A 22744-nucleotide genomic window follows, 5' to 3' on the forward strand; every position below is an offset into this window, starting at 1 on the left:
TCAATTCGAAATTGCGAAACAGTCAGGCGTCGCGGAACAACCAGGGCTGGCTGGCCCGGTGCTTGCCTTCGAACGCCGCGATGGCATCGCCATCCTGCAAGGTCAGGCCGATATCGTCCAGGCCGTTGAGCAGGCAGTGCTTGCGGAACTCGTCGATTTCAAAGGTCAACACCTTGCCGTCGGCGCGGGTCACGGTCTGCGCCTGCAGTTCGATAGTCAACTGGTAGCCAGGGTTGGCCTCGACCTGCTGGAACAGCTCGTCGACCTCGGCGTCGTCGAGAATGATCGGCAACAGGCCGTTCTTGAAGCTGTTGTTGAAGAAAATGTCGGCGTAGCTGGGGGCGATGATGGTACGGAAACCGTACTCTTCCAAGGCCCATGGCGCGTGCTCGCGGCTCGAGCCGCAGCCGAAGTTCTCGCGGGCCAGCAACACGCTGGCGCCTTGATAACGGGCGTGGTTGAGCACGAAATCAGGGTTTACCGGGCGCTTGGAGTTGTCCTGGTAAGGCTGGCCCACGTCCAGGTAGCGCCATTCGTCGAACAGGTTGGGGCCGAAGCCGGTGCGCTTGATCGACTTGAGGAATTGCTTGGGGATGATCTGGTCGGTGTCGACGTTGGCACGGTCCAGAGGCGCGACGAGGCCGGTGTGCTGGGTAAAGGCTTTCATGCTGCGCTCCCTTGGATCAATTCACGGACATCAATGAAACGACCGGTCACCGCGGCGGCGGCGGCCATGGCCGGGCTCACCAGGTGGGTACGGCCACCGGCACCCTGGCGGCCTTCGAAGTTGCGGTTGGAGGTGGACGCGCAATGCTCGCCCGACTCCAGGCGGTCCGGGTTCATGGCCAGGCACATGGAGCAGCCTGGTTCACGCCATTCGAAGCCCGCTTCGAGGAAGATCTTGTCCAGGCCTTCCTTCTCGGCCTGGGCTTTCACCAGGCCCGAGCCCGGCACGACGATGGCCTGCTTGACCGTGGAGGCCACTTTGCGGCCCTTGGCGATCTCGGCGGCGGCGCGCAGGTCTTCGATCCGCGAGTTGGTGCACGAGCCAATGAACACGCGGTCCAGCTGGATATCGGTGATCGCCTGGTTGGCGCTCAGGCCCATGTACTTCAAGGCGCGCTCGATGGAGCCACGCTTGACCGGGTCGGCTTCCTTGGCCGGGTCCGGCACGTTCTGGTCAACGGCCAGGACCATTTCCGGCGAGGTGCCCCAGCTGACCTGCGGCTTGATCTGCGCGGCGTCCAGCTCTACCACGGTGTCGAACACCGCGTCTGCGTCGGACACCAGGTCTTTCCAGGCTTCGACGGCCTTGGTCCAGTTCTCGCCCTTTGGCGCGAACGGGCGGCCCTCGACGTAGGCAACGGTCTTCTCGTCCGCCGCCACCAGGCCCACGCGGGCGCCGGCTTCGATGGACATGTTGCAGATGGTCATGCGGCCTTCGATGGACAGGTCGCGAATGGCGCTGCCAGCGAATTCCATGGCGTGGCCGTTGCCGCCGGCGGTGCCGATCTTGCCGATCACGGCCAGCACGATGTCCTTGGCAGTGACGCCGAAGGGCAATTGGCCTTCCACGCGCACCAGCATGTTCTTCATTTTCTTCGCCACCAGGCACTGGGTCGCGAGCACGTGTTCCACTTCCGAGGTGCCGATGCCGTGGGCCAGGGCGCCGAAGGCACCGTGGGTGGAGGTGTGCGAGTCACCGCAGACCACGGTCATGCCGGGCAAGGTGGCGCCCTGCTCCGGGCTGATGACGTGGACGATGCCCTGGCGCACGTCGTTCATCTTGAACTCGGTGATGCCGTACTCGTCGCAGTTGTCGTCGAGGGTCTGCACCTGCAAGCGCGACACCTGGTCGGCGATGGCCTCGATGCCGCCCTTGCGCTCAGGGGTGGTCGGCACGTTGTGGTCCGGGGTGGCGATGTTGGCGTCGATGCGCCATGGCTTGCGGCCGGCCAGGCGCAGGCCTTCGAAAGCCTGGGGCGAGGTCACTTCATGGATGATGTGACGATCAATGTAGATCAGCGCCGAACCGTCGTCGCGCTGTTTGACCAAATGCGAGTCCCAGAGCTTGTCGTAGAGCGTTTTGCCGGCCATCAGACTTTCCTCATCAGTATCTTTTCTATGCCAATAACCGCTTGGCTTGTAGGGCGAATGCTAAGGGGTTACATTGGATTACTCAAATTCATAATTTTCATGCTTTGGATAACCAACAGGAATCCGAATAGATGGACCTGGCCAACCTCAACGCCTTCCTCGCCATCGCCGAATGTGGCAGCTTTTCCGGGGCCGGCGAACGCCTGCACCTCACCCAGCCGGCGATCAGCAAACGCATCGCCGGCCTTGAGCAACAACTCAATGTACGCCTGTTCGACCGCCTTGGGCGCGAAGTCAGCCTGACGGAAGCGGGGCGTGCCCTGCTGCCCCGCGCCTACCAGATTCTCAACGTGCTGGACGACACCCGCCGGGCCCTGACCAACCTGACCGGCGAGGTCGGCGGCCGCCTGACCCTGGCCACCAGCCACCACATCGGCCTGCACCGCCTGCCGCCGGTGCTGCGCGCCTTCACCAAGCGCTACCCGGACGTGGCGCTGGACATCCAGTTCCTCGATTCGGAGGTGGCCTACGAGGAAATCCTCCATGGCCGCGCGGAATTGGCGGTGATTACCCTGGCCCCCGAGCCCCATACCCTGGTACGCGCGGTGCCGGTGTGGACCGACCCGCTGGACTTCGTGGTGGCGCCCGAGCACCCGCTGGCGCTCAACGGCGCGGTGAGCCTGGCGGATATCGCCTATCATCCGGCTGTGTTCCCTGGCGGCAACACCTTTACCCACCATATTGTCCAGCGCCTGTTCGAGGCGCGGGGCCTGACGGCCAACATCGCCATGAGCACCAACTACCTGGAAACCATCAAGATGATGGTCTCCATTGGCCTGGCCTGGAGCGTGCTGCCGCGCACCATGCTCGACGACCAGGTGCGCAGCATTGCTTTGCCGGGCATTCAGCTCAGTCGCCAGCTAGGCTACATCGTGCACACCGAAAGAACGCTGTCCAACGCTGCGCGGGCCTTCATGGCCCTGCTCGACGCCGAGCCCGACACGTTAGCCGGGTAGCGCTCGGGCGCAGACGGTCTACCTTAAGGAAGCCGTAACCGCCAAAGGTCTGGTCCATGCCCAAGTCAGCTTCACGCTTTCCGCGCTTGCCGCGTATTCATGCGGCTGATCCCCAGGAGTCCGAGCAGACCTGGGAAAGCGCGCCGCAACTGCTGGCGGCGCTCAACGGCGCGCACCTGGGGGCCTGGTTCTGGGACGTGGGCAGCGGCAAGATCAGCTGGTCGCGGGGCACCCAGGCGCTGTTCGGCTTCGACCCCAGCGCGCCGCTGCCCAACGACCTGGATTACCTGGAACTGCTGCCCGAGGAAGACCGCAGCCGCACCACCCAGGCGTTCCAGGCGGTGCTGCGCGGCGAGCCGGTGGAGCAGGCCCTGCGCCACCGCATCCGCTGGCCGGACGGCAGCCTGCACTGGCTGGAAATCAGCGGCAGCCTGATCGCCGACAAGGACGGCCGCCCGCAGATGATCGGCGTGATCCGCGAAATCACCCGCCAGCGCGACCGGGAAACGGCGCTGATCAACTCGGAAAAGCGCTTCGCCACCCTCTTCCACCTCAGCCCCAACGTGGTGCTGCTGACCCGCCGCGCCGACGGCCTGATCCACGAGGTCAACCACCATTTCGAGAAGACCCTGGGCTGGGCCGCGCACCAGATCATCAACAAGACCACCGTGGAGCTAGGCCTGTGGGCCGAGCCCGAGCAGCGCCACAAGCTGCTGGAGGCCACGCGCCACACCAGCGAGCCGGTGAACATGGAGGTGCGCTTCTGCGCCAGCAGCGGCCAGGTGCACGACGGCATCCTCAGCACCCAGAACATCGAGCTTGAGGGCGACAGCTACCTGCTCAGCACCTTTACCGACACCAGCGACAACAAACGCGCCGAACAGGCGCTCAAGGACAGCCAGGAGCGCCTGGACCTGGCCCTGGACTCGGCGCAGCTGGGCACCTGGGACTGGCACATTCCCAGCGGCATGCTCTATGGCTCGGCGCGGGCGGCGCAGCTGCACGGCCTGGCGCCGGTGCCGTTCCACGAATCCTTCGAGGCGTTCTTCGAAGGCGTGCCCGACGACGAGCGCAACACCATGCGCCAGGCCTACCGCAGCCTGCGCGAGGGCCCGGCGGGCAATTACCAGATCACCTACCGCATCGCCCTGGAAAACGGCGCCTCGCGCTACATCGAGAGCCGCGCGCGGCTGTACCGCGACGACAACGGCCAGCCGCTGCGCATGGCCGGCACCCTGCTGGACATCACCGAACAGGTGGAACGCGAGCAGCGCCTGGTCAGCTCCGAAGAGAAGTTCGCCAGCCTGTTCCAGGCCAGCACCGACCCCATCTGCGTGACCCTGCAGGCCAGCGGCCAGTTCATCGAGATCAACCCCAGCTTCACCCAGACCTTTGGCTGGAGCGCCGAAGAGGTCAAGCGCCACACCGCCGACGAGCTGGGCTTCTGGCTGGACAGCGCGCAGCGCCTGCAGCGCATCGAGGAGGTGATTCGCGAGCGGGCGCTGAACAACGTCGCCGTGCAGGTGATGCACAAGAACGGCCAGGTGCTCACCTGCCTGATCTCCAGCCGCCTGATCACCGTCGACAACCAGCCCTGCGTGGTCACCACCCTGCGCGACATCACCCAGCAGCAACGGGCCGAAGCGGCGCTGAAAAGCAGCGAGGAGAAGTTCGCCAAGGCGTTCCACTCAAGCCCCGACGCCATCACTATCAGCGAGCGCGACAGCGGCCGCTACCTGGAGGTGAACGACGGTTTCTGCCGGCTCACCGGCTACAGCGGCAGCGAAGTGCTGGGGCGCAGCATCGACGACGTCGGTTTCTGGGCCGACCCGCGCCAGCAGGCCCTGCTGCTGGCCGAGCTGGAAGACAGCGGCCACGTGCACCACCGCGAGCTGATCGGCCGCAACAAGCGCGGCGAGGCGCTGACCCTGGAAGTGTCCATCGAGCCCATCACCCTCAACGAAACCCCGTGCCTGCTGCTCAACGCCCGCGACGTCAGCCAGCTGAAGAACGCCCAGGCGCAGATCCGCCACCTGGCCTACCACGACCCGCTGACCAACCTGCCCAACCGCGCGCTGCTGATGGACCGCCTGAGCCAGCAGATCGCCCTGCTCAAGCGCCACAACCTGCGTGGCGCCCTGCTGTTCCTGGACCTGGACCATTTCAAGCACATCAACGACTCCCTGGGCCACCCGGTGGGCGACACGGTGCTGAAGATCATCACCGCGCGCCTGGAGGCCAGCGTGCGCCTGGAAGACACCGTGGCGCGCCTGGGCGGCGACGAGTTCGTGGTGCTGCTGACGGGCCTGGAAGGCAACCGCGCCGAGGTCACCGCCCAGGTCCGCGAGCTGGCCGACACCCTGCGCGCGCTGCTGGCCGAGCCCATGTCGCTGGACGGCCAGCGCCTGCAGGTCACCCCCAGCATCGGCGTGGCGCTGATACCCGACCACGGCACCACCCCCGCCGACCTGCTCAAGCGCGCCGACATTGCCCTGTACCGGGCCAAGGATTCGGGGCGCAACACCACGCAGATGTTCCACAACACCATGCAGAAGGCCGCCAGCGAGCGCCTGCAGATGGAAAACGACCTGCGCATGGCCCTGGCCCGGGGCGAGCTGAGCCTGCACTTCCAGCCGCAGGTGGACGCCCGCGAGGATCGCATCGTCGGCGCCGAGGTGCTGCTGCGCTGGCACCACCCGCTGCTGGGCCAGCAATCGCCGGCGCAGTTCATCCAGGTGCTGGAGGAAAGCGGCCTGATCCTGGAAGTTGGCAGCTGGATCCTCGACGAAGCCTGCGGCGCCTGCGCGCAGCTGCTGGCCGACGGCCTGATCGACGTCAACGACTTTGCCCTGTGCGTGAACATCAGCCCGCGACAGTTCCGCCAGAACGACTTCGTCGAGCGCGTGGCCCACAGCCTCAGCCAGCACAACCTGCCCTGCACGCTGCTGAAACTGGAGATCACCGAAGGCATCGTCATCCAGAACCTGGAGGACACCATCAGCAAGATGCGCAGCCTGAAGAAGCTGGGCGTCAGCTTTGCCATGGACGACTTCGGCACCGGCTATTCGTCGCTGACCTACCTCAAGCGCCTGCCGGTGGACGCCCTGAAGATCGACCAGTCATTCGTGCGCGACGCCACCCACGACCCCAACGACGCCGAGATCGTCCGCGCCATCGTCGCCATGGCCCGCAGCCTCGACCTCACGGTGATTGCCGAGGGCGTGGAGCTGTCCGAACAGCTGGAATTCCTCGAACGGCTGGGCTGCCACCTGTACCAAGGCTACCTGCACAGCCGCCCGCTGCCGCTGGCGGAGTTCAGGCAGATGTTGATCGATGACTCACAGTGAAGCCCCGTACTACGGCTACAGGATCAGGCCGCTTGCTGGGCCGGTAGGCCCAGCAGCTGCCCCACCCGCTCGCAATCCGTCTCGCGGCGCACCAGCGCGAACAGCTCCACCGCCTCGGGGAAGGTGCGCGTCAGCATCGCCAGCCACTGCTTGAGGCGCCCCGGCGCCTGGCGCGGGGTGAGGTCGATGACGGCCTGGCGCCAGAACTCCTGCAGCAGCGGCATCAGCTCGGCCCAGGTCATGGGCGCCAGCTCGATGCCGGCCTGGGCCGCGGCGATCTGCCGGGCCAGGTCGGGGCGCGAGACCAGGCCGCGGCCGAGCATGATGTCGGGCACGCCGCTGATCTCGCGGCAGCGCCGCCAGTCGTCCACCGTCCACACTTCGCCATTGGCGTACACCGGCACCTTGACCACGTCACGCACCCGCGCCACCCACTCCCAGTGGGCCGGCGGCTTGTAGCCGTCGACCTTGGTGCGGGCGTGCACCACCAGCACCTCGGCACCACCCTCGGCCAGCGCCTCGGCGCACACCAGGGCGCCGTCGGGGCTGTCGAAGCCCAGGCGCATCTTGGCGGTCACCGGAATATGCGCCGGTACGGCACGGCGCACTTCGCAGAGGATGTTGTTGAGCAGCTCCGGCTCCTTGAGCAGCACCGCCCCGCCGCGGGACTTGTTGACGGTCTTGGCCGGGCAGCCGAAGTTCAGGTCGATGACCGGCGCGCCGAGGCTCACCGCCAGGGCCGCGTTGTCGGCCAGGCAGATGGGGTCCGAGCCCAGCAGCTGCACGCGCATCTGCGTGCCGGCGGGGGTCACGCAGCCGCTGGCCAGCTCCGGCGCCATTTTGTGGAACACCGCGGGCGGCAGCAGCATGTCGTTGACGCGAATGAACTCGGTGACACACCAGTCGATACCGCCGACACGGGTCAGCACGTCACGCAGGATGTTGTCGACCAGGCCTTCCATGGGGGCCAGGGCAATGTGCATGGGGAATCTCGGGGAAGGAAGGAAGAAAATTGCGCGCATTGTAACCTGTGGGAGCTGGCTTGCCAGCGAGCTTTTGAGGCCGCCGAAAAGCTCGCTGGCAAGCCAGCCCCCACAAGGTCAGAGGGCAGTCATCAAGGCAGGGCCATAGCCGTCGATGAACTCCGGCGGCATGCGCTTGGGCTTGCCGCTGGCCAGGTCAATGCAACAGAAGGTGGTGTGGGCGCGCAGCAGCGTCACCCCGTCCCTGGGGCGAATCAGCTGGAAGCGCCGGGTCATCTTCAGGCGCTGGTCGGACTCGACGATCCAGGTGGCCATCTGCAACTCGTCATGTTCATAAGCAGCGGCCAGGTAGTCGATTTCATGGCGCACCACCGCCATGGCCCGGTTCAGCCGCCGGTATTCGGCCAGGTCCAGCCCCAACCGCTGGGAATGGCGCCAGGCGCAGCGTTCCAGCCAGGTCACGTACACCGCATTGTTGGCGTGCCCCAATCCATCGATATCCTCGGCACCGACGCTCAGGTCGATGACAAAGGGCGTTGCCAAATCCCAATTCATGCGCGCACTCGCTCCTGCTCAATGGGCAAAACGCGAGTCTAGCGCACCCTCACGCCGATTGCCGTGCCGGCTGGTGACGCAGCAGGCCCAGCACGCCGTCGATCAGTTGCGGGTCGGCCAGCACGCGCTGGTGCCCGCCCTCGGGCAACAGCAGCAGACGGCTGCCGAACCAGGCCTGGTGAATCGACTGCGCCTCGGCGGCCGGCACCAGCGGATCATCGCTGGCGTGGACTATCAGCCCAGGCATGTCCAGCTGGTAGCGGCTGACGTCCAGCTGCGCGGCGGCGATGCCCACGGTGCGCTCCACCTGGCGGATGAACGCCGAACGCGCCCGCGCCGGCAGCCCCACGTGGGCGGCGAAATTGCGCAGCATGCCGAGGATACGCGCCGGCGCCGAGACGCTCACCAACACTTCGGCCTTGAGCCCCCACTGGCTGGCCAGCAGCGCCGCAGCGCCGCCCATGGAGTGGCCGATTACCGCACGCAGCGGCGGCAGTTCGGCGGCCGCTTCCAGCAGGGCATGGGCAAACAGCACCACATGGGCCTGGCTGCCACGGGAACGACCATGCCCTGGCCCTTCCAGGGCCACCACGCTATAGCCGGCCTGCAGCAGCGCCTCGATCAACGTCGCGAACTGCGTGGGCCGGCCTTCCCAGCCGTGCATCAGCAGCACCGTGGGGCCCTGCCCCCAGCGCAGCACCGAGAGGCCGAAGCGCAGGGTCACGCGCTCGGCGCGCGCCAACAGCGGCAGCTCCCAGGCCCGTGGCGGCAGCGTGCGGGGGTGCATGAAGGCCAGGCGCATGCGCGCGGCGATCTGCCGTGGGGCCAGGTGGCCGAGGGTCTGGTTGACGCCGCGAACCCAGGTGAGCGTGGTCATGGTTGCACTCCCAGCGTTAGCGCACCGCGGCCTTGGCCGCGCGCAGGATACGGTCGGACAGTTCGGTCTGGCCCAGGGCACGCCCCAGGGCCAAGCCACCAATCATCAGGGCCAGGTCGGCCAAGGCCTTGTCGGTGTCCTGGGGGTTGTCGGCCAATTGGCCAACCAACAGCTGCACATGCTCGGTGAGCACCTCGCGAAAGGCCTCGGGCAGCCGCCCCATCTCGCCCAGCGCGGTGGGCAGCGGGCAGGCGCGGTCTTCGGCGTCACGGTGGTTGCGCGACAGGTAATAGCGCGCCATCAGCGCGCGGCGCTCTTCACCGGGCAGGTTGGGGTCGACCTGTTCGAGCAAGGCCCGGCGCTGGCCCAGCAGCTGGCTGAAGGCTTCGAGCATCAGCGCGTCCTTGCTGTCGAAATGGGCGTAGAAGCCACCGACGGTCATGCCGGCGGCGCCCATCACTTCACTGACGCTGGGGTCGGCCACGCCGCGCAGGATCATGGCCCTGCGCGCCGCCTCGAGGATTTTTTCGCGGCTCTGGGCTTTCTTGTCAGCCATGGGGCACCTCCGAATATTATGGAGGTAATATTATGCTCGTAATATTTTTCCGCAAGGCGTTCGCCGTGCCACTGGTCGGCGGATCAAAAAGGAGGGAGGTTAAATCGCAGACAAACAAAAGGCCCATTCAACCAGTGAATGACTGTGACACGGACGGTCTAGCACTCTGGCCCGAGAGGCCCTATATTCGGGGCTCCTAGCAAATTCAGAATGTGCCACAGAGGCTAAAACGCCCAGCATTCTGCGCTGCGCGCCCCTGACCTGTGCATGTGACACGTGCCCCGGAGATCGTATGTCGTTCATAAGCCGCCGAGATGGTCGGTACAGCTACCGCCGCAGATTCCCGACTGAAGTGGCGGCACTAGTCGGGCGGAGCGAGTACCGCAAAGCACTGGGCACAGCAGACCGCACCGAGGCGCTCAAGCTGGCGCGGGCAGTTTCAGTTGAGTTTGACCGCGTGTGCGCTGAAGCGCTCGCCTCCGCACCTAAGGATCTGCCAGTGACCCGCCGTGAGTCGCGGGACGTACCAGAAACTGGTACCGCCCTGGAAGTGCTCCGGAATCTTGACGCCGTGGTGCGGGCCTTTACCGTCGACATCGTTGAACGGATGCAGTCGCCCGGCTGGCAGAAGGAACTGGAGTGGCGCCGGGTAGCCCTGAAGGCTCACGCTGAAGGACAGATGCCGCCCGGTGTGCAGATGCATCCCTTGACCGCCAGAGCGGCGCTAAGGGCCTTGGACGGCATCGAAAGCGGCGCCCCTGTACCTTTGCACTCCGTTCCACCTGAAACGCCTGGAGAGCCCCAAAAGCATGAGGAATTGCCGGGAATCGCCCGCAACGCTGAGGCGTTCGCCGGTGTGCTAGCGGAGTACTGTGCTGGCGTGGGCCCTGGCCGGGCCAACAAAGTACGAAATCTCTCTGAGCGCGTACTGAGGTGGCCGAGCAGCCCGGATGCCCAGATTGAACGGATCATGCAGTACTGCGCTGAGAAACTGGAAGGCGGGGGCAAGCCCTCCTCGGTGCATTCCGATGCCGCCGCCCTTGTCACGGTGCTCCGCCGTGTTCCCGGCTGGGCTGGACTTGCATTGCCAAAAGGCGGCAGCGTGGCCAAAGCGGTGCGCTCAGGTGCGGGAATGGGTAAGGATCAACGGGACTCGATCCCACTCAAGCAAATGCTGGAGGTGCACGCGGCCATCAAGGAGAAGGCCCCGGCGCATCACCCGGCTGCTGTTCTATTGGCGCGGTACGGGCTACGCCCTGGCGAGCTTCTCCAGGAGGGCCCCGAGGCCCTGAGCGAACGTACTGACGTGTTCGGAAGTCGGCAGTTGGTGTTCAAGGCGGGACTGAGTGGCGGTAAGAACGCTGCCGCCCGCAGAGACCTACCAGTGCACGAACTGGACGCCCCGCTGTTCCGCGCAGTGCTCGCAGGCCTTGAGCTGCCACCGGACTGGACCCGGCAAGATCGTGACCGGCGAGTGCGCCAGCGTGTGACGAACCTGTCCCGAGTGTTCCGCCGCTTCCTGGGCGACAGTTCAACCTTGACGCTGTATAGCCAGCGGCATACCTGCGCCGACCTGCTCCGGTCCGTGCAAGCCACTGCGGAGGAGATTGGCGGCATCCTGGGACACACCCCAGCAGGATCAAAGGCCACGAGCATCTACGGCGGGAGCCAGCCCCTGGACCGCCCACGTGGACTACTGTCTGCCGTCCGCGCCCTAATTCCTGACTGAAGAAACGAACTTGGCACTGCCTGCATTCACAGCCGAAGCAAGCCTGAGCAACGCGATTTCCTGCCTGAATCGGGCCGGTTCCAGTGCACCGCTGAAAGCCGCGTGCTAGAGGCCCTGCGGCGGGATTCTGCGTTTAGATCCACACCTATAGAAAGAGGGCTAGGCAACGGGCGTGTGTTTGACGTCCTACCTATTAGGAGAGCAGGGAAGGCAACGCCCTGAGCAATGAATCGACACCTTATAGAGAACGGGAGCCAGCGCCCCGGACAGTACAGAACCAGCACCAGCACCGTGGAGGGCTGAATACAGAGGAGATAGACATGACAGATTTCAATGCAGGCCTTGAGCTGCCCACGATGCTCGAAGACCCCACAGCAGGTATGAACAGGCAGCAGCTTATGTGGTGGGAGGGCTGGACGGCGGGCCGGGAGATAGACCAGCAGGCGTACCAGCAAATCCCGTCGTACAAGGCTGCTGCCGATGCCTGGCGGAAAGCGAACGGCAAACCATCCGAAACGTACTGGCAGATGCAGATTCGGCATCGCCAAGAGAAACGTGAAAACCTAGCTTCGAGTGGCCTCCTGCCTGAGCGTGTGACTGGTAATGAGGTTCAAGAGTACATCGGCAAGGGCTTGGCGGACCTAGAAGCTGGCCGCCGCCCGAATGTCACAGGCTATATGCGAGACCGCGGATGCACTGAGAGACACGTCCGCGCGGTGCAGCAGCGCGACACCTCTAAACAGAACGCCAGCGCGCTGGAGCAGCACGCACAGCACCCCGTTTTGAAACTGATAGCCGAGCACGGCAAGGTAACTGACATGCACACCGGAACCGTAACCCGATCCCTACGCAAGGTCGGCGAACAGTACACCCTGGCGCAGCGCGTGGCCGCATTGGAGGCGCGCCTCTCTGCGCTGGAGCATCGCCACGAGTTGGAGGATGCGGGGGTGGATCTGCGTGCGGAAGCCGTTCGGCTGCACAAGCAGAATGCCCTGGGCTACAAGGCAATCGCAAAGCGCCTTGGCGCCAGCCCTTCCTCTGTCCGCAACTGGATCAAGGCTGACGCTAAGCTGTAAGTATTCTCTACTACTACGTAGTAGGTAGTAAAACGGGTGCCAAGGGTGCCAAATTGGCACCCTGAATTCGACCAAACTCTAAGGGTATTCCCGTACCTATTCTCTCTGGAGCGATCACATGACTAGCATCACCCTGCCAGACGGCACCCAGCTAATCGACGACTCCCTGCTGTACCACGACCATCAAGCGCGCTACCTCGCAGCAGTTGAAGGCCGAACGCCTGCCGAGATCGCTGAGGAGCTACAAGAGCCCCTCGAGAGTGTTCAACGTTGGATTGCGGCCTGCCCTTACGAATCCCCAGAGGATTATTGGCTGCGGCGATACCGGGAAGGTACACACTTGCAAGACCTCGACGAGTACTGATTCACCGCTGCACTGTTCCTGCCGCTGCCCGGTTTGGTCGCTGGGCAGCAGCCGCTGGTGACGCCTGACTCTCGGCGGGCACCAGCGGCTGTACCTACCGGCTGTATCTCCCGGAAGCCTCCCGCGCTTCCCTGTTCGACCACCGCAGCTCCCCGCTGCGCATAATCAGAACCCGCCTAAATCACTGGGATTTCCGGGCGATTTCCTGCGCGCGTTCAAAACCCATCCTGACCTACCGGGTACGGCCTTGCGCCGTTCTGTGCGCCCGTGCGCCCGTCATTTAGGTTCCCCATTGGAGGTAACAACTATGAGAACTGAATCTGTAACCAGAATCCCGCCAGCGTTCCGCCCTGGCCTGCTTCTGGATGAACACCGTCTCGCGGCTGCCGCGGCCCGAGAAGCGGCCCAGCAGTACGCCCGCGAGAACCTGCGGCTGGACTTTGCGGACGCGCAGTACTGGCGCGCCCTGGCCGGTGCCGCTGGTGTTCGCCTGCCCGCCTGGTACGTCCCCAGCACCGGCAGCGGCGTCCGCAAGTTCTGCGGCCGACTGGGCCTGACGCTGGCTGACCTCGAAGCCGCATCCGGGTGCTGCACATACCGAGAGTTCGCCGCACTCAATCCCGCCTGGCCGATGTGGGCTGTCGTGGGATTGTTGCTAGAGGCGCGCGCCGAGCGCACCGCCATGAACCGCACTAACCACTGAGGAGACTGTATGGGCCGTAAATCGAATATCTCGTATCAAGAGCGCGAACGCCTGGTGTACCTCACCAGCCAGATTCGCCGAGACACCCGACCATCTGTGAAGCAGCGCTACCTCGCTGAGATCGACAGCATGCTCGCCGGAAAGGAGTTGACCAGATCTGATCTGGCCCTCGCCGCGTTCTACACGGGCAACTCCGGTCAGAGCGCCGAGGACGTCGAGGTGTCCGCCTCCCTCGCGCATGCGTACCGGAACAGCCCTGCTGAATAACCGCTTGATCATCCCGGCATCCGCCGTGGTTAACCTTCTAAGGAGTACCCATGTCAAATATCCCAACCCCGAAATCCCAACCCCTTGTTGTCTCGGCGTACGCGGCGCACTTCAGCGACTCGGATCTGCTGGCCCCCATCGGCGCGGGGGCTGTACTTGCAATGTCCTCGGGCGTCGGCACCCGCGCACCGAACGTGGTGCGTGCACCCAGCCTGGAGGATACCCTCGCGGCCATTGCCCTGGTATCAGCAGCCAAGACCCTGGACGACCTGCCACCGCGCACTGATCGCGTCGGGGGTGTGCCCCTGGATGAGCCAGTGACCGCACGCCTGCGCGCCAATGGCACACGCCTGAGCGAACAACTGCGCCAGGCGGTAGACGGCAATATCCACTCCGCTGCGGATCTGGAGTACGCCCTTCGTGTGTTCGCCAGCCATGCCCTGCGCAGTCTGGCCCTGGACCGGCACCGCGACCTGGCAAGCCAGGCCCGCACCGCAGCCGCGCAGGTGAATACCGACCGACAAGGCGCCATCCGGGAGGCTGTACTGGGCGAGGTTGCCGCTATCAAGGCCCGTCGCCGACTGACCTCCGGTGAGTTCGAGTACCTGCTAGAGCTGATCGACGCCGACCGCTGCACCATGGCGCAGAATCTCGTCGGCCCTGATGTCGATGTTGCCGCCCTGGCCGCTGGCCGTGGTACGGACTGGCGCGCCCTCTGCGCGGACTGGGCTGACGTTTGCACTACCCGTGGCGTGGTCACTTTCGATGCCGACCGCGACGCCGCTGGTAACGTATCGTACCTGATCGAAGTACGCCCCGGCGAAGGCTGGACCCTGTGCCTGTTCGTAGATCAGGCCTGGATTCCGGTGGAAGCCTCGGACCTGGGCAAGGCACGCGCCTTGGCAGACCGCCAGCACGTTATGGCGTGCCGGGCTGAAGCAGCGAAACCAGCCCCAGCGCTGCGCAAGGTGTTCCCCGATGCCCTTGCGGGGCTGGTGTGAACTCCGGTTCACAGGATGTGCCTGCGCTCCGGCGCGGGCAGCACCCTAGCACCGCCGACTTGAGGCGGATGCGCCTCGGGTATCCGGGGTACAACGACCGGCTCAGGAGCATGCGCGCCGCCAGCCCTGCCCGGTACGCCGCAGTGATGGCTGGCGCCAGGACGTTCTCAGAGGCCGGCTGGTGCTGTTTAAAGTGCGGAGGGGCCGAACGGTACACCCGGAACCTGGCGTGCCGTGGATGCGCAACCAAGCGGCCGGCGACGGTGTTCCGCGCACTTCCTGGCGTTGGCTCGGTGTACACACCAACCAGCGCGGCAGCTAGTGAAGACTGGCAGCGGCGGCATCAGCGTGTGCAGTGGCTCGCCGATCAGCGGCAGACGCTATCACGCCTGGGGCCCCTTCACTGCGGGCCGTACAGCCTCACCGGGGGCCGTGTGCTGCGTGCTGGCAGCGTTGCCCTGGACACTGAGCCTCTGATGCTGGCTGTGCAGGCGCTGCTGTCCGGCGACCGTGCGGAGTCTGAGGCAGCAATGCGTCCGCTCCTGAAGCAAGACCGGGACTTGGCCCTGTGCGTCCGTGCTGTGGCCACCGCCCTTGCTGGGCATAAACCGAATCATCAAATGAATTGAGCCTGCCCCTCTGGGCGGGCCTGGAGGAATTATGAAAGCTCGAATCAACAAGGCTGTGCTGGCGTCCATGCAGGATGCGTTCATTCCCGATCTCGCCTCACCGTCCGGCCTGCGCTGGAAGCGTTGGAACGGTGCAACTGGCGTCCGGTCTCGTGAAGCTGGGGACGTGGCTGGTGGCGTGACCACAAGCGGCGTGTACGTGGTATCGCTCGGTGGGCAGAAGTACCTGACGTGGGAGGTGCTGGTGCAGCTGCATCGCGCCCAGCATCGCGGGGTGTCGGTATGACGCGCCGGGCAAGAGGCGCCGCAGCCCGTCGCAGTGCTCAACCTGAAGTGCGGTGCATCTGGGACCAGTTCCGCCTGGACGACGCCAGCCCATCCGGCCTGACGCACGTTATTAAAGCGGGCTGGCTCGGGGACATGCGAGGCCCGAAGGCTGGGTATCCGCGCGAGGTGGATTACCCGCATGATAACCCCATGAAGGGGCAGTGCACGTTCCCGCCGAGCTGGACCATCCCTGTTCTTGTCGGATACGAGGGCGAAGACCTGGGCGGGTTCAGTCGCTGGGATCCGGTGCTTGAGCCGGTAGAGGCTGGCGTAGTGCGCGCCATCCTTAGGGAACATGCCGAGGAAATCCGGCTTATTCAGGCGTTGGAGCGGCACCTGGGAGTGGCCTAAGGCCGCTTCCCTATTGCGGTTTTTAGCCCTGAAACTCCGGTCTAACTCTTGGTTTCGTCACGCCTGGGCATGCACCCTGCCCGGTGGGTTTTTGAATTGAGATTTTATTTTGTGCAGCCGAGCCGGTCCCCTGGACTCCAAGAAGCCGAACGCCCCCGTGCCGGGTCGCCGCCTGCCGGATAAGCGAGGCGGCGACGTGTTCACATGCCTATCTACTTTTGCTGGACGGCGTACACCACTAGCTGCCATTCAATCTTCCCGGCACCGGGTGCGTGCTGTCGGTGGTTCTGAGGCGGTAAACGGTGTGTTGCCGCAATACCAATCTCATCACCGCACGCCGTACAGCGATAAATACCTGCATGTGGGGCTTCAACTCCCGGCGCGTGCTTCTTATCAAACTCAGCGCTATCGGACGTTCCCAAAAGGTTTCCATGTTTATAAAGCGCCATCGTTGCTCCTCCTGTAGTGGCCAAATGAGGTTAGTCGCTTTGTGCCATCACGCAAGGCTCATAAGGTACACCCTGTGAGCCACTCGTCGGTCTAGCTCAATCGCTAGCTCAAACGTGTTGACTTGCACTGAGCCACCCACGAATATGTGAGCTATAGGTTCTGAGCCACTCGGACCACTACAACGGGTAACACTCATGGCAATTATCGGATACGTACGGGTTTCAACGAGCGACCAAAGTGTAGAGGCGCAGAAGCATGCCCTTGGTGAGATGTACGCGGTTAGCGACTGGTACGAGGATGTGGGCGTATCCGGCGCTGTGAAGGCGCTAGAGCGTCCGGGCTTTGCTGCACTGGTGGCGTACGTTCGGAAGGGTGACACGCTGGTGGTAAGCGCTGTAGACCGCCTTGGGCGAGATACTCTGGACGTACTCAGTACCGTCGAGGTGCTACAGGGTAAAGGCGTGAGCATCATCAGCAAGCGCGAGGGTTTCGATCTAAGCACAGCGATGGGCAAGGCCATGCTGACTATGCTCACCGCTGTAGCCGAACTAGAACGCTCGAACATCAAAGCACGGCAGATGGCTGGGATTGAACGAGCAAAGGCTGAGGGGCGCGCCCTAGGTCGGGTTAAGACGATACCCGATGCAGAAGTGGCTATGTGGCGCAGAGAGCAGAGCGCGAGCATTGCCCAGACGGCGGCACACTTCGGCATCAGCCCAGCGTCGGTGAAGCGTGCATGCTCAATCAAGCATGCCATGGCGGACGATAGTGGGTTGATCTGAGCCGGTACTCTGCCATGGCCGGCGCTGTCGGTGCGTGTGCTTGCCCGAGGCGCCTACCCCTGTGCACCCGCTGTACCAACGAAGCGGCGGGACGGGATTTCAGGAAGTGCCAGATTCCGGGGCGCGCTAAAAACCCCTGTGCACCGGGTGTAAATAACGGGATCAAATTGAAGTTCTGGAGATTCAGGCGGGATTCTGGATGTACCACACGTCGGATGCGCACGGTGTGGGCAGATGCCACTGAATTGGCTGGAAGCCTTGATTTACGGGGCTTTGCGCCCTGTAAAAACAAAAGGCTCAATTCAACCAGTGAATGAGCCTTAAAAATCCCGCAGAGCGGGTAAATCGTGGCGTCCCCTAGGGGACTCGAACCCCTGTTACCGCCGTGAAAGGGCGGTGTCCTAGGCCACTAGACGAAGGGGACGCAAAACCTTCGAGCAAGTTCGTTTTCACGAACCCTGGCAAATTGGTGGAGCTAAACGGGATCGAACCGTTGACCTCTTGCATGCCATGCAAGCGCTCTCCCAGCTGAGCTATAGCCCCAAATTTATCGTCTTGCGACGCGACAGCCCGTTACACGTGCCGTCACTTAAAAACAAAAGGCTCATCCAAAAGGCGAATGAGCCTCAAAATTCCCGCAGAGCGGGCAAATCGTGGCGTCCCCTAGGGGACTCGAACCCCTGTTACCGCCGTGAAAGGGCGGTGTCCTAGGCCACTAGACGAAGGGGACGCAAAACCTTCGAGCAAGTTCGTTTTCACGAACCCTGGCAAATTGGTGGAGCTAAACGGGATCGAACCGTTGACCTCTTGCATGCCATGCAAGCGCTCTCCCAGCTGAGCTATAGCCCCAAATTTATCGTCTTGCGACGCAGCGACCGTACAACATCGCTAGTTTTAAATGGCGTCCCCTAGGGGACTCGAACCCCTGTTACCGCCGTGAAAGGGCGGTGTCCTAGGCCACTAGACGAAGGGGACAAAACCTTCTTACCAAGATCAGTCTGGATCTGATCTGACCGAAGTCAAACAACGACTTCAGGCCTTGGAATTTGGTGGAGCTAAACGGGATCGAACCGTTGACCTCTTGCATGCCATGCAAGCGCTCTCCCAGCTGAGCTATAGCCCCACAATCTTCAGCGCTTCGCATTTCTGCGTGTTGCTGTGTGGACGGGGCGCATATTAAGACCGGATCGAAGGGCTGTCAAACTTATTTTTGAAAAAATTCAAAAAATTTTTCCAGCAATACAACCACTTACCGACGAAACAGGCGCCCTGCCCCGGTTTTGCTGGGGCAAGGGCGGTGCAGATGTGGGAGCTGGCTTGCCAGCGAGCTTTTCAGGGCAACAAAAGCTCGCTGGCAAGCCAGCTCCCACAAGGTGGGGGAACCCCCACCTTGTGGATGGAATCAGGCAATGCTGCCCAGCAGCTTTTCCCATTCCTTGTTTTCTTTCTTCGACACACCACCCAGCAGGTCCAGGGCCTGGCGCAAGCGGAAGCGCGTCAGGTCCGGGCCGAGGATTTCCATGGCGTCGAGCACCGACACCGAGCTGGCCTGGCCAGTGATGGCGGCGAACATCAGCGGCATGGCGTCGCGCAGCTTCAGCTCCAGGGCCTCAACCACCGCCTGGATGGTGGCGGTGATGCGGTCTTTTTCCCAGGTGCGCAGGGATTCCAGCTTCCACAGGATCAGTTGCATTACCTGGCGCACCTGGTCGGCCGAGAGCTTCTTGTGCTCGAACAGCTTGGCGTCCAATTGCAGCGCGCCGGCGAAGAAGAAGCCGCCCAGCGGGGCGATCTGGCTGAAGGTCTCGACGCGGCCTTGCACGTGCGGCGCGATCTTCATCATGTAGTCAGGGTTGAACGCCCACTTCTGCACGCGCGCGGCGAACTCTTCCACCGGCAGGTCGCGCAGCCACTGGCCGTTGAGCCAGCTCAGCTTCTCGATGTCGAAGATCGGCCCGCCCAGGGACACGCGCGACAGGTCGAAGTGCTCGACCATCTCGGCCAGCGAGAACTTCTCGCGCTCGTCGGGCATGGACCAGCCCATGCGGCCCAGGTAGTTGAGCATGGCCTCGGGCATGAAGCCCATGCGCTCGTAGAAGGTCACCGAGGTCGGGTTCTTGCGCTTGGACAGCTTGCTCTTGTCCGGGTTGCGCAGCAGCGGCATGTAGCACAGCACCGGCTGTTCCCAGCCGAAGTACTCGTACAGCTTGATCAGCTTGGGTGCCGACGGCAGCCACTCTTCGCCACGCAGCACGTGGGTGATGCCCATCAGGTGGTCGTCGACCACGTTGGCGAGGAAGTACGTCGGCAGGCCGTCGGTCTTCATCAGCACTTGCATGTCCATGCGGTCCCACGGGATCTCGACGTCGCCGCGCAGCATGTCCGGCACCACGCACACGCCTTCGGTCGGCACCTTCATGCGGATCACGTGCGGTTCGCCAGCCGCCAGGCGGGCCGCCACTTCTTCCTTCGACAGCAGCAGCGCGCGGCCGTCGTAGCGCGGGGTCTCGCCGCGGGCCATCTGCTCGGCGCGCATATGGTCCAGTTCTTCGGCGGTGCAGAAGCACGGGAAGGCGTGGCCCATGTCCACCAGCTGCTGGGCGTACTGCTTGTAGATGTCGCCGCGCTCGCTCTGCCGGTACGGGCCGTGCGGGCCGCCTACGTCCGGGCCTTCGCTCCACTCGATGCCCAGCCAGCGCAGGGCGTCGAAGATCTGCTGTTCCGACTCGCGGGTGGAACGCAGCTGGTCGGTGTCTTCGATGCGCAGGATGAACTCGCCGCCATGCTGTTTGGCAAAGCAATAGTTGAACAGGGCAATGTAGGCCGTGCCGACATGGGGGTCGCCGGTGGGCGATGGCGCGATACGCGTACGAACGGTCATGAAAGGTCTCGAGCAGAGTGAATCAAAGGGCGGATGTTAGCAGGCCCGGCACGTGGTGCTCCAGCAATGCGCCACATTACCGGCTATCAACGGCATGATTGCCGCTTGCCGGCCCCCTTGCCCCGCCCGATCATCACCCCCTGGCACCCTGCCCCACCTTTTCGACGGATCGACCATGCCTGCGCCGCTCAAACGCCGACTGCTTATTTTCGCCACCCTGGTCCTGCTGATCGCCGCGGGCTTCCTCGCCCACTGGTGGTTCAAGGGCCGCTTCTTCGAAAGCACTGACAACGCCTACGTGCAGGGCGAGATCACCCGGGTGTCCAGCCAGCTGACGGCGCGCATCGACCAGGTGCTGGTGCAGGACAACCAGCACGTGCGCCAGGGCGACCTGCTGGTGACCCTGGAGGCCGCCGACTTCCAGTTCGCCGTGGAGCGCGCCCAGGCCACCCTCGACACCCGCCAGGCCGAACGCCTGCAGGCCCAGAGCAAGCTGGCCCAACAGGGCAGCCTGATTGCCTCGGCCGAGGCCCAGGTGGCCGCCAGCCAGGCGACCCTGGGGCGCTCGCAGATCGACCTGAACCGCGCCGAAGCCCTGCGCAAGCCCGGCTATGTCTCCGAGGAACGCGTCACCACCCTGTCGGCCGACACCCGCGTGGCCCACTCCCAGGTCAGCAAGGCCCAGGCCGACGTGCAGGGCCAGCGCCAGCAGGTCAACGCCCTGAACGCCGAGATCAAGCGCCTCGACGCACAGATCGCCACTGCCCGCACCGACCTGGCCCAGGCCCAGCTAAACCTCGCCCGCGCCCAGGTGCACGCGCCCATCAGCGGCATGATCGGCCAGCGCGCCGCACGCCCCGGCCAGGTGGTGCAGGCCGGTGCCTACCTGCTGTCCATCGTCCCCGACGAGGATATCTGGGTGCAGGCCAACTTCAAGGAAACCCAAATCGGCCACATGCAGCCCGGCCAGGCCGCGCGCCTGACCTTCGACAGCTTCCCCGACCAGCCTATCGATGCCCGCGTCGACAGCCTGTTCGCCGCCTCGGGCGCGCAGTTCAGCCTGCTGCCGCCGGACAACGCCACCGGCAACTTCACCAAGGTGGTGCAGCGCATCCCGGTGAAGCTGACCTTCGCCGCGGACAACCCGCTGCACGGCAAGGTGCGCCCGGGCATGTCAGTCACCGTCAGCGTCAACATCGCCGATGGCCGGTGATCAACTGCTGCGCCCGGTGGGCGAACCCACCCGGCGCGACTGGATCGCGGTGATGAGCGTGATGCTCGGCGCCTTCATGGCCGTGCTCGACATCCAGATCACCAACTCCTCGCTCAAGGACATCCAGGGTGCGCTGTCGGCGACCCTGGAGGAAGGCTCGTGGATCTCCACCTCGTACCTGGTGGCCGAGATCATCATGATCCCGCTCACCGCCTGGCTGGTACAGCTGCTGTCGGCGCGGCGCCTGGCGGTGTGGGTGTCGCTGGGCTTCCTGGCGTCGTCGCTGCTGTGCTCCATGGCCTGGAACCTGGAAAGCATGATCGTCTTCCGCGCCATGCAGGGCTTCACCGGCGGCGCGCTGATACCGCTGGCCTTCACCCTGACGCTGATCAAGCTGCCCGAGCACCACCGCGCCAAGGGCATGGCCATGTTCGCCATGACCGCCACCTTCGCGCCCTCCATCGGCCCCACCCTGGGCGGCTGGCTGACGGAGAACTTCGGCTGGCAGTACATCTTCTACATCAACGTGCCGCCCGGCCTGCTGATGATCGCCGGGCTGCTGTACGGCCTGGAAAAAAAGGCGGCGCACTGGGCGCTGCTGAAAAGCACCGACTACGCCGGCATCCTCACCCTGGGCGTGGGCCTGGGCTGCCTGCAGGTGTTCCTGGAAGAAGGCCACCGCCAGGACTGGCTGGAGTCCACCGAGATCGTGGTGCTGGCGGTCATCGCCTTGCTCAGCCTGATCACCTTCGTGATCCTGCAGGTGTCGCGCGCCAACCCGCTGATCAACCTGGGCATCCTGCGCAACCGCAACTTCGGCCTGTCGAGCATCGCCAGCCTGGGCATGGGCGTAGGTCTGTATGGCTCGATCTACCTGCTGCCGCTGTACCTGGCGCAGGTGCAGAACTACAACGCGCTGCAGATCGGCGAGGAGATCATGTGGATGGGCCTGCCGCAGCTGGTGCTGATCCCGCTGGTGCCGCAGCTGATGAAGATCATCTCGCCGAAGATTCTCTGCACCCTGGGCTTTGGCCTGTTCGGCCTGGCGAGCTTTTCCTCCGGGGTGCTGAACCCGGACTTCGCCGGCAGCCAGTTCAACCAGATCCAGATCATCCGCGCCCTGGGCCAGCCGCTGATCATGGTGACCATCTCGCTGATCGCCACCTCTTACCTGCAACCCCAGGACGCGGGCTCGGCATCGAGCCTGTTCAACATCCTGCGCAACCTGGGCGGCGCCATCGGCATCGCCCTGCTGGCGACACTGCTGGATGCGCGCACCAAGGTGTACTTCGATTATTTGCGCGAGTCAGTGGTGCCGGGCAACCCACAGGTGGCCGAACGCCTGGGGCAGCTGGGCGAGCGGCTGGGCAGTGACACGGGGGCGCTGGGGCGCCTGAGCGAGATCGTGCACCAGCAGGCGCTGATCATGGCCTACAACGATGCGTTCCACTGGGTGGGGTTGGGGTTGGGGATTGCGATGGTGGCAGTGATGTTGACCAGGGCGTTGCCCAAAGGCGCGACGGCGGGCGCGGCGCATTGA

20 protein-coding genes and 6 tRNA genes are annotated in these 22744 nt (G+C 64.1%); 13 read left to right on the forward strand and 13 right to left on the reverse strand.

Translation table 11 applies throughout. The features are described 5' to 3' along the window. Positions 1-22: 22 nt before the first annotated feature. Both leuD and leuC read right to left on the reverse strand, forming a co-directional pair. Entirely contained in the window at positions 23-667 is a 645-nt protein-coding gene (leuD, locus tag ACWKWX_RS24425; RefSeq protein ID WP_483829161.1) for a 3-isopropylmalate dehydratase small subunit, read from the reverse strand. Then, the gene (gene leuC / locus ACWKWX_RS24430; RefSeq protein ID WP_473003947.1) at positions 664-2097 is read right to left on the reverse strand and encodes a 3-isopropylmalate dehydratase large subunit; all 1434 of its coding nucleotides are present in this window, start codon (positions 2095-2097) and stop codon (positions 664-666) included. The genes leuD and leuC overlap by 4 nt, the downstream gene beginning before the upstream one ends. Before the next feature lie 131 nt (positions 2098-2228). Here leuC and ACWKWX_RS24435 point away from each other — a divergent pair, with 131 nt between their 5' ends. Next, positions 2229-3113, forward strand: a complete 885-nt coding sequence (locus tag ACWKWX_RS24435) for a LysR family transcriptional regulator (protein WP_416426038.1) — start codon at positions 2229-2231, stop codon at positions 3111-3113. Between the two features lie 56 nt (positions 3114-3169). Next, a complete protein-coding gene (locus ACWKWX_RS24440; RefSeq protein WP_483829162.1) occupies positions 3170-6460 on the forward strand; it encodes a sensor domain-containing protein in 3291 nt (1096 codons plus the stop codon). Positions 6461-6483: 23 nt separating this feature from the next. Here ACWKWX_RS24440 and ACWKWX_RS24445 read toward each other — a convergent pair whose 3' ends face one another. The 4 genes from ACWKWX_RS24445 to ACWKWX_RS24460 all read right to left on the reverse strand — a co-directional run bounded on the left by ACWKWX_RS24445 (position 6484) and on the right by ACWKWX_RS24460 (position 9431). Then, the gene (locus tag ACWKWX_RS24445; protein WP_483829163.1) at positions 6484-7443 is read right to left on the reverse strand and encodes a tRNA dihydrouridine synthase; all 960 of its coding nucleotides are present in this window, start codon (positions 7441-7443) and stop codon (positions 6484-6486) included. Positions 7444-7560: 117 nt separating this feature from the next. Continuing rightward, a complete protein-coding gene (locus ACWKWX_RS24450) occupies positions 7561-7998 on the reverse strand; it encodes an acyl-CoA thioesterase (RefSeq protein ID WP_473003955.1) in 438 nt (145 codons plus the stop codon). A 49-nt stretch (positions 7999-8047) separates the two neighbouring features. Beyond that, positions 8048-8875: an alpha/beta fold hydrolase gene (locus ACWKWX_RS24455; protein ID WP_416426047.1), complete on the reverse strand. Its 828-nt coding sequence runs from the start codon at positions 8873-8875 to the stop codon at positions 8048-8050. Between the two features lie 16 nt (positions 8876-8891). Next, positions 8892-9431: a TetR/AcrR family transcriptional regulator gene (locus ACWKWX_RS24460; protein WP_416426049.1), complete on the reverse strand. Its 540-nt coding sequence runs from the start codon at positions 9429-9431 to the stop codon at positions 8892-8894. Positions 9432-9723: 292 nt separating this feature from the next. On the opposite strand from ACWKWX_RS24460, the gene ACWKWX_RS24465 reads away from it, so the two are divergent. From ACWKWX_RS24465 to ACWKWX_RS24505, 9 genes are all read left to right on the forward strand, one after another. Beyond that, complete coding sequence (locus ACWKWX_RS24465) at positions 9724-11160, forward strand: DUF6538 domain-containing protein (RefSeq protein ID WP_483829164.1); 1437 nt, start codon at positions 9724-9726, stop codon at positions 11158-11160. Between the two features lie 320 nt (positions 11161-11480). Then, entirely contained in the window at positions 11481-12236 is a 756-nt protein-coding gene (locus ACWKWX_RS24470; RefSeq protein ID WP_483829165.1) for a helix-turn-helix domain-containing protein, read from the forward strand. Between the two features lie 118 nt (positions 12237-12354). Next, positions 12355-12600, forward strand: a complete 246-nt coding sequence (locus ACWKWX_RS24475) for a hypothetical protein (protein ID WP_483829166.1) — start codon at positions 12355-12357, stop codon at positions 12598-12600. A gap of 307 nt (positions 12601-12907) precedes the next feature. Continuing rightward, positions 12908-13303 (forward strand): hypothetical protein, encoded by a 396-nt coding sequence (locus ACWKWX_RS24480; protein WP_483829167.1) that lies wholly within the window; start codon positions 12908-12910, stop codon positions 13301-13303. 9 nt (positions 13304-13312) lie between these two features. Continuing rightward, complete coding sequence (locus ACWKWX_RS24485; protein ID WP_483829168.1) at positions 13313-13570, forward strand: hypothetical protein; 258 nt, start codon at positions 13313-13315, stop codon at positions 13568-13570. 50 nt (positions 13571-13620) lie between these two features. Next, complete coding sequence (locus tag ACWKWX_RS24490; protein ID WP_483829169.1) at positions 13621-14571, forward strand: hypothetical protein; 951 nt, start codon at positions 13621-13623, stop codon at positions 14569-14571. 660 nt (positions 14572-15231) lie between these two features. Further along, positions 15232-15486 carry a hypothetical protein gene (locus ACWKWX_RS24495; RefSeq protein ID WP_483829170.1) on the forward strand — a complete coding sequence of 85 codons (255 nt, stop codon included), beginning with the start codon at positions 15232-15234 and terminating at the stop codon, positions 15484-15486. Further along, a complete protein-coding gene (locus ACWKWX_RS24500) occupies positions 15483-15878 on the forward strand; it encodes a hypothetical protein (RefSeq protein ID WP_483829171.1) in 396 nt (131 codons plus the stop codon). Before ACWKWX_RS24495 ends, ACWKWX_RS24500 begins: the two co-directional genes overlap by 4 nt. 644 nt (positions 15879-16522) lie before the next feature. Further along, positions 16523-17110, forward strand: coding sequence for a recombinase family protein (locus ACWKWX_RS24505; protein ID WP_483829172.1), 588 nt, complete (start codon positions 16523-16525; stop codon positions 17108-17110). Positions 17111-17458: 348 nt separating this feature from the next. Here the strand turns inward: ACWKWX_RS24505 and ACWKWX_RS24510 are convergent. The 7 genes from ACWKWX_RS24510 to gltX all read right to left on the reverse strand — a co-directional run bounded on the left by ACWKWX_RS24510 (position 17459) and on the right by gltX (position 19991). After that, positions 17459-17534: transfer RNA gene (locus ACWKWX_RS24510), tRNA-Glu, on the reverse strand. A gap of 43 nt (positions 17535-17577) precedes the next feature. Next, a tRNA-Ala gene (locus ACWKWX_RS24515) sits at positions 17578-17653 on the reverse strand. Between the two features lie 111 nt (positions 17654-17764). After that, positions 17765-17840 (reverse strand) — tRNA-Glu (locus tag ACWKWX_RS24520). A gap of 43 nt (positions 17841-17883) precedes the next feature. After that, positions 17884-17959, reverse strand: a tRNA-Ala gene (locus ACWKWX_RS24525). Positions 17960-18009: 50 nt separating this feature from the next. Beyond that, positions 18010-18085 (reverse strand) — tRNA-Glu (locus ACWKWX_RS24530). Between the two features lie 72 nt (positions 18086-18157). Then, a tRNA-Ala gene (locus ACWKWX_RS24535) sits at positions 18158-18233 on the reverse strand. Positions 18234-18512: 279 nt separating this feature from the next. Continuing rightward, entirely contained in the window at positions 18513-19991 is a 1479-nt protein-coding gene (gene gltX / locus ACWKWX_RS24540) for a glutamate--tRNA ligase (protein ID WP_483829173.1), read from the reverse strand. Between the two features lie 175 nt (positions 19992-20166). Between gltX and ACWKWX_RS24545 the strand changes: the two genes are divergently transcribed. Together ACWKWX_RS24545 and ACWKWX_RS24550 are read left to right on the forward strand one after the other, a co-directional pair. Next, positions 20167-21204, forward strand: a complete 1038-nt coding sequence (locus ACWKWX_RS24545; protein WP_416426053.1) for an HlyD family secretion protein — start codon at positions 20167-20169, stop codon at positions 21202-21204. Then, complete coding sequence (locus tag ACWKWX_RS24550; protein WP_483829174.1) at positions 21194-22744, forward strand: DHA2 family efflux MFS transporter permease subunit; 1551 nt, start codon at positions 21194-21196, stop codon at positions 22742-22744. The genes ACWKWX_RS24545 and ACWKWX_RS24550 overlap by 11 nt, the downstream gene beginning before the upstream one ends.

It is taken from the genome of Pseudomonas imperatae (assembly GCF_057128625.1).

Excerpts from the sequence above, each read along its gene's own strand:
- leuD (WP_483829161.1), bottom strand. The coding sequence starts at position 667 with ATGAAAGCCTTTACCCAGCACACCGGCCTCGTCGCGCCTCTGGACCGT.
- leuC (WP_473003947.1), bottom strand. The coding sequence starts at position 2,097 with ATGGCCGGCAAAACGCTCTACGACAAGCTCTGGGACTCGCATTTGGTC.
- ACWKWX_RS24435 (WP_416426038.1), top strand. The coding sequence starts at position 2,229 with ATGGACCTGGCCAACCTCAACGCCTTCCTCGCCATCGCCGAATGTGGC.
- ACWKWX_RS24440 (WP_483829162.1), top strand. The coding sequence starts at position 3,170 with ATGCCCAAGTCAGCTTCACGCTTTCCGCGCTTGCCGCGTATTCATGCG.
- ACWKWX_RS24445 (WP_483829163.1), bottom strand. The coding sequence starts at position 7,443 with ATGCACATTGCCCTGGCCCCCATGGAAGGCCTGGTCGACAACATCCTG.
- ACWKWX_RS24450 (WP_473003955.1), bottom strand. The coding sequence starts at position 7,998 with ATGAATTGGGATTTGGCAACGCCCTTTGTCATCGACCTGAGCGTCGGT.
- ACWKWX_RS24455 (WP_416426047.1), bottom strand. The coding sequence starts at position 8,875 with ATGACCACGCTCACCTGGGTTCGCGGCGTCAACCAGACCCTCGGCCAC.
- ACWKWX_RS24460 (WP_416426049.1), bottom strand. The coding sequence starts at position 9,431 with ATGGCTGACAAGAAAGCCCAGAGCCGCGAAAAAATCCTCGAGGCGGCG.
- ACWKWX_RS24465 (WP_483829164.1), top strand. The coding sequence starts at position 9,724 with ATGTCGTTCATAAGCCGCCGAGATGGTCGGTACAGCTACCGCCGCAGA.
- ACWKWX_RS24470 (WP_483829165.1), top strand. The coding sequence starts at position 11,481 with ATGACAGATTTCAATGCAGGCCTTGAGCTGCCCACGATGCTCGAAGAC.
- ACWKWX_RS24475 (WP_483829166.1), top strand. The coding sequence starts at position 12,355 with ATGACTAGCATCACCCTGCCAGACGGCACCCAGCTAATCGACGACTCC.
- ACWKWX_RS24480 (WP_483829167.1), top strand. The coding sequence starts at position 12,908 with ATGAGAACTGAATCTGTAACCAGAATCCCGCCAGCGTTCCGCCCTGGC.
- ACWKWX_RS24485 (WP_483829168.1), top strand. The coding sequence starts at position 13,313 with ATGGGCCGTAAATCGAATATCTCGTATCAAGAGCGCGAACGCCTGGTG.
- ACWKWX_RS24490 (WP_483829169.1), top strand. The coding sequence starts at position 13,621 with ATGTCAAATATCCCAACCCCGAAATCCCAACCCCTTGTTGTCTCGGCG.
- ACWKWX_RS24495 (WP_483829170.1), top strand. The coding sequence starts at position 15,232 with ATGAAAGCTCGAATCAACAAGGCTGTGCTGGCGTCCATGCAGGATGCG.
- ACWKWX_RS24500 (WP_483829171.1), top strand. The coding sequence starts at position 15,483 with ATGACGCGCCGGGCAAGAGGCGCCGCAGCCCGTCGCAGTGCTCAACCT.
- ACWKWX_RS24505 (WP_483829172.1), top strand. The coding sequence starts at position 16,523 with ATGGCAATTATCGGATACGTACGGGTTTCAACGAGCGACCAAAGTGTA.
- gltX (WP_483829173.1), bottom strand. The coding sequence starts at position 19,991 with ATGACCGTTCGTACGCGTATCGCGCCATCGCCCACCGGCGACCCCCAT.
- ACWKWX_RS24545 (WP_416426053.1), top strand. The coding sequence starts at position 20,167 with ATGCCTGCGCCGCTCAAACGCCGACTGCTTATTTTCGCCACCCTGGTC.
- ACWKWX_RS24550 (WP_483829174.1), top strand. The coding sequence starts at position 21,194 with ATGGCCGGTGATCAACTGCTGCGCCCGGTGGGCGAACCCACCCGGCGC.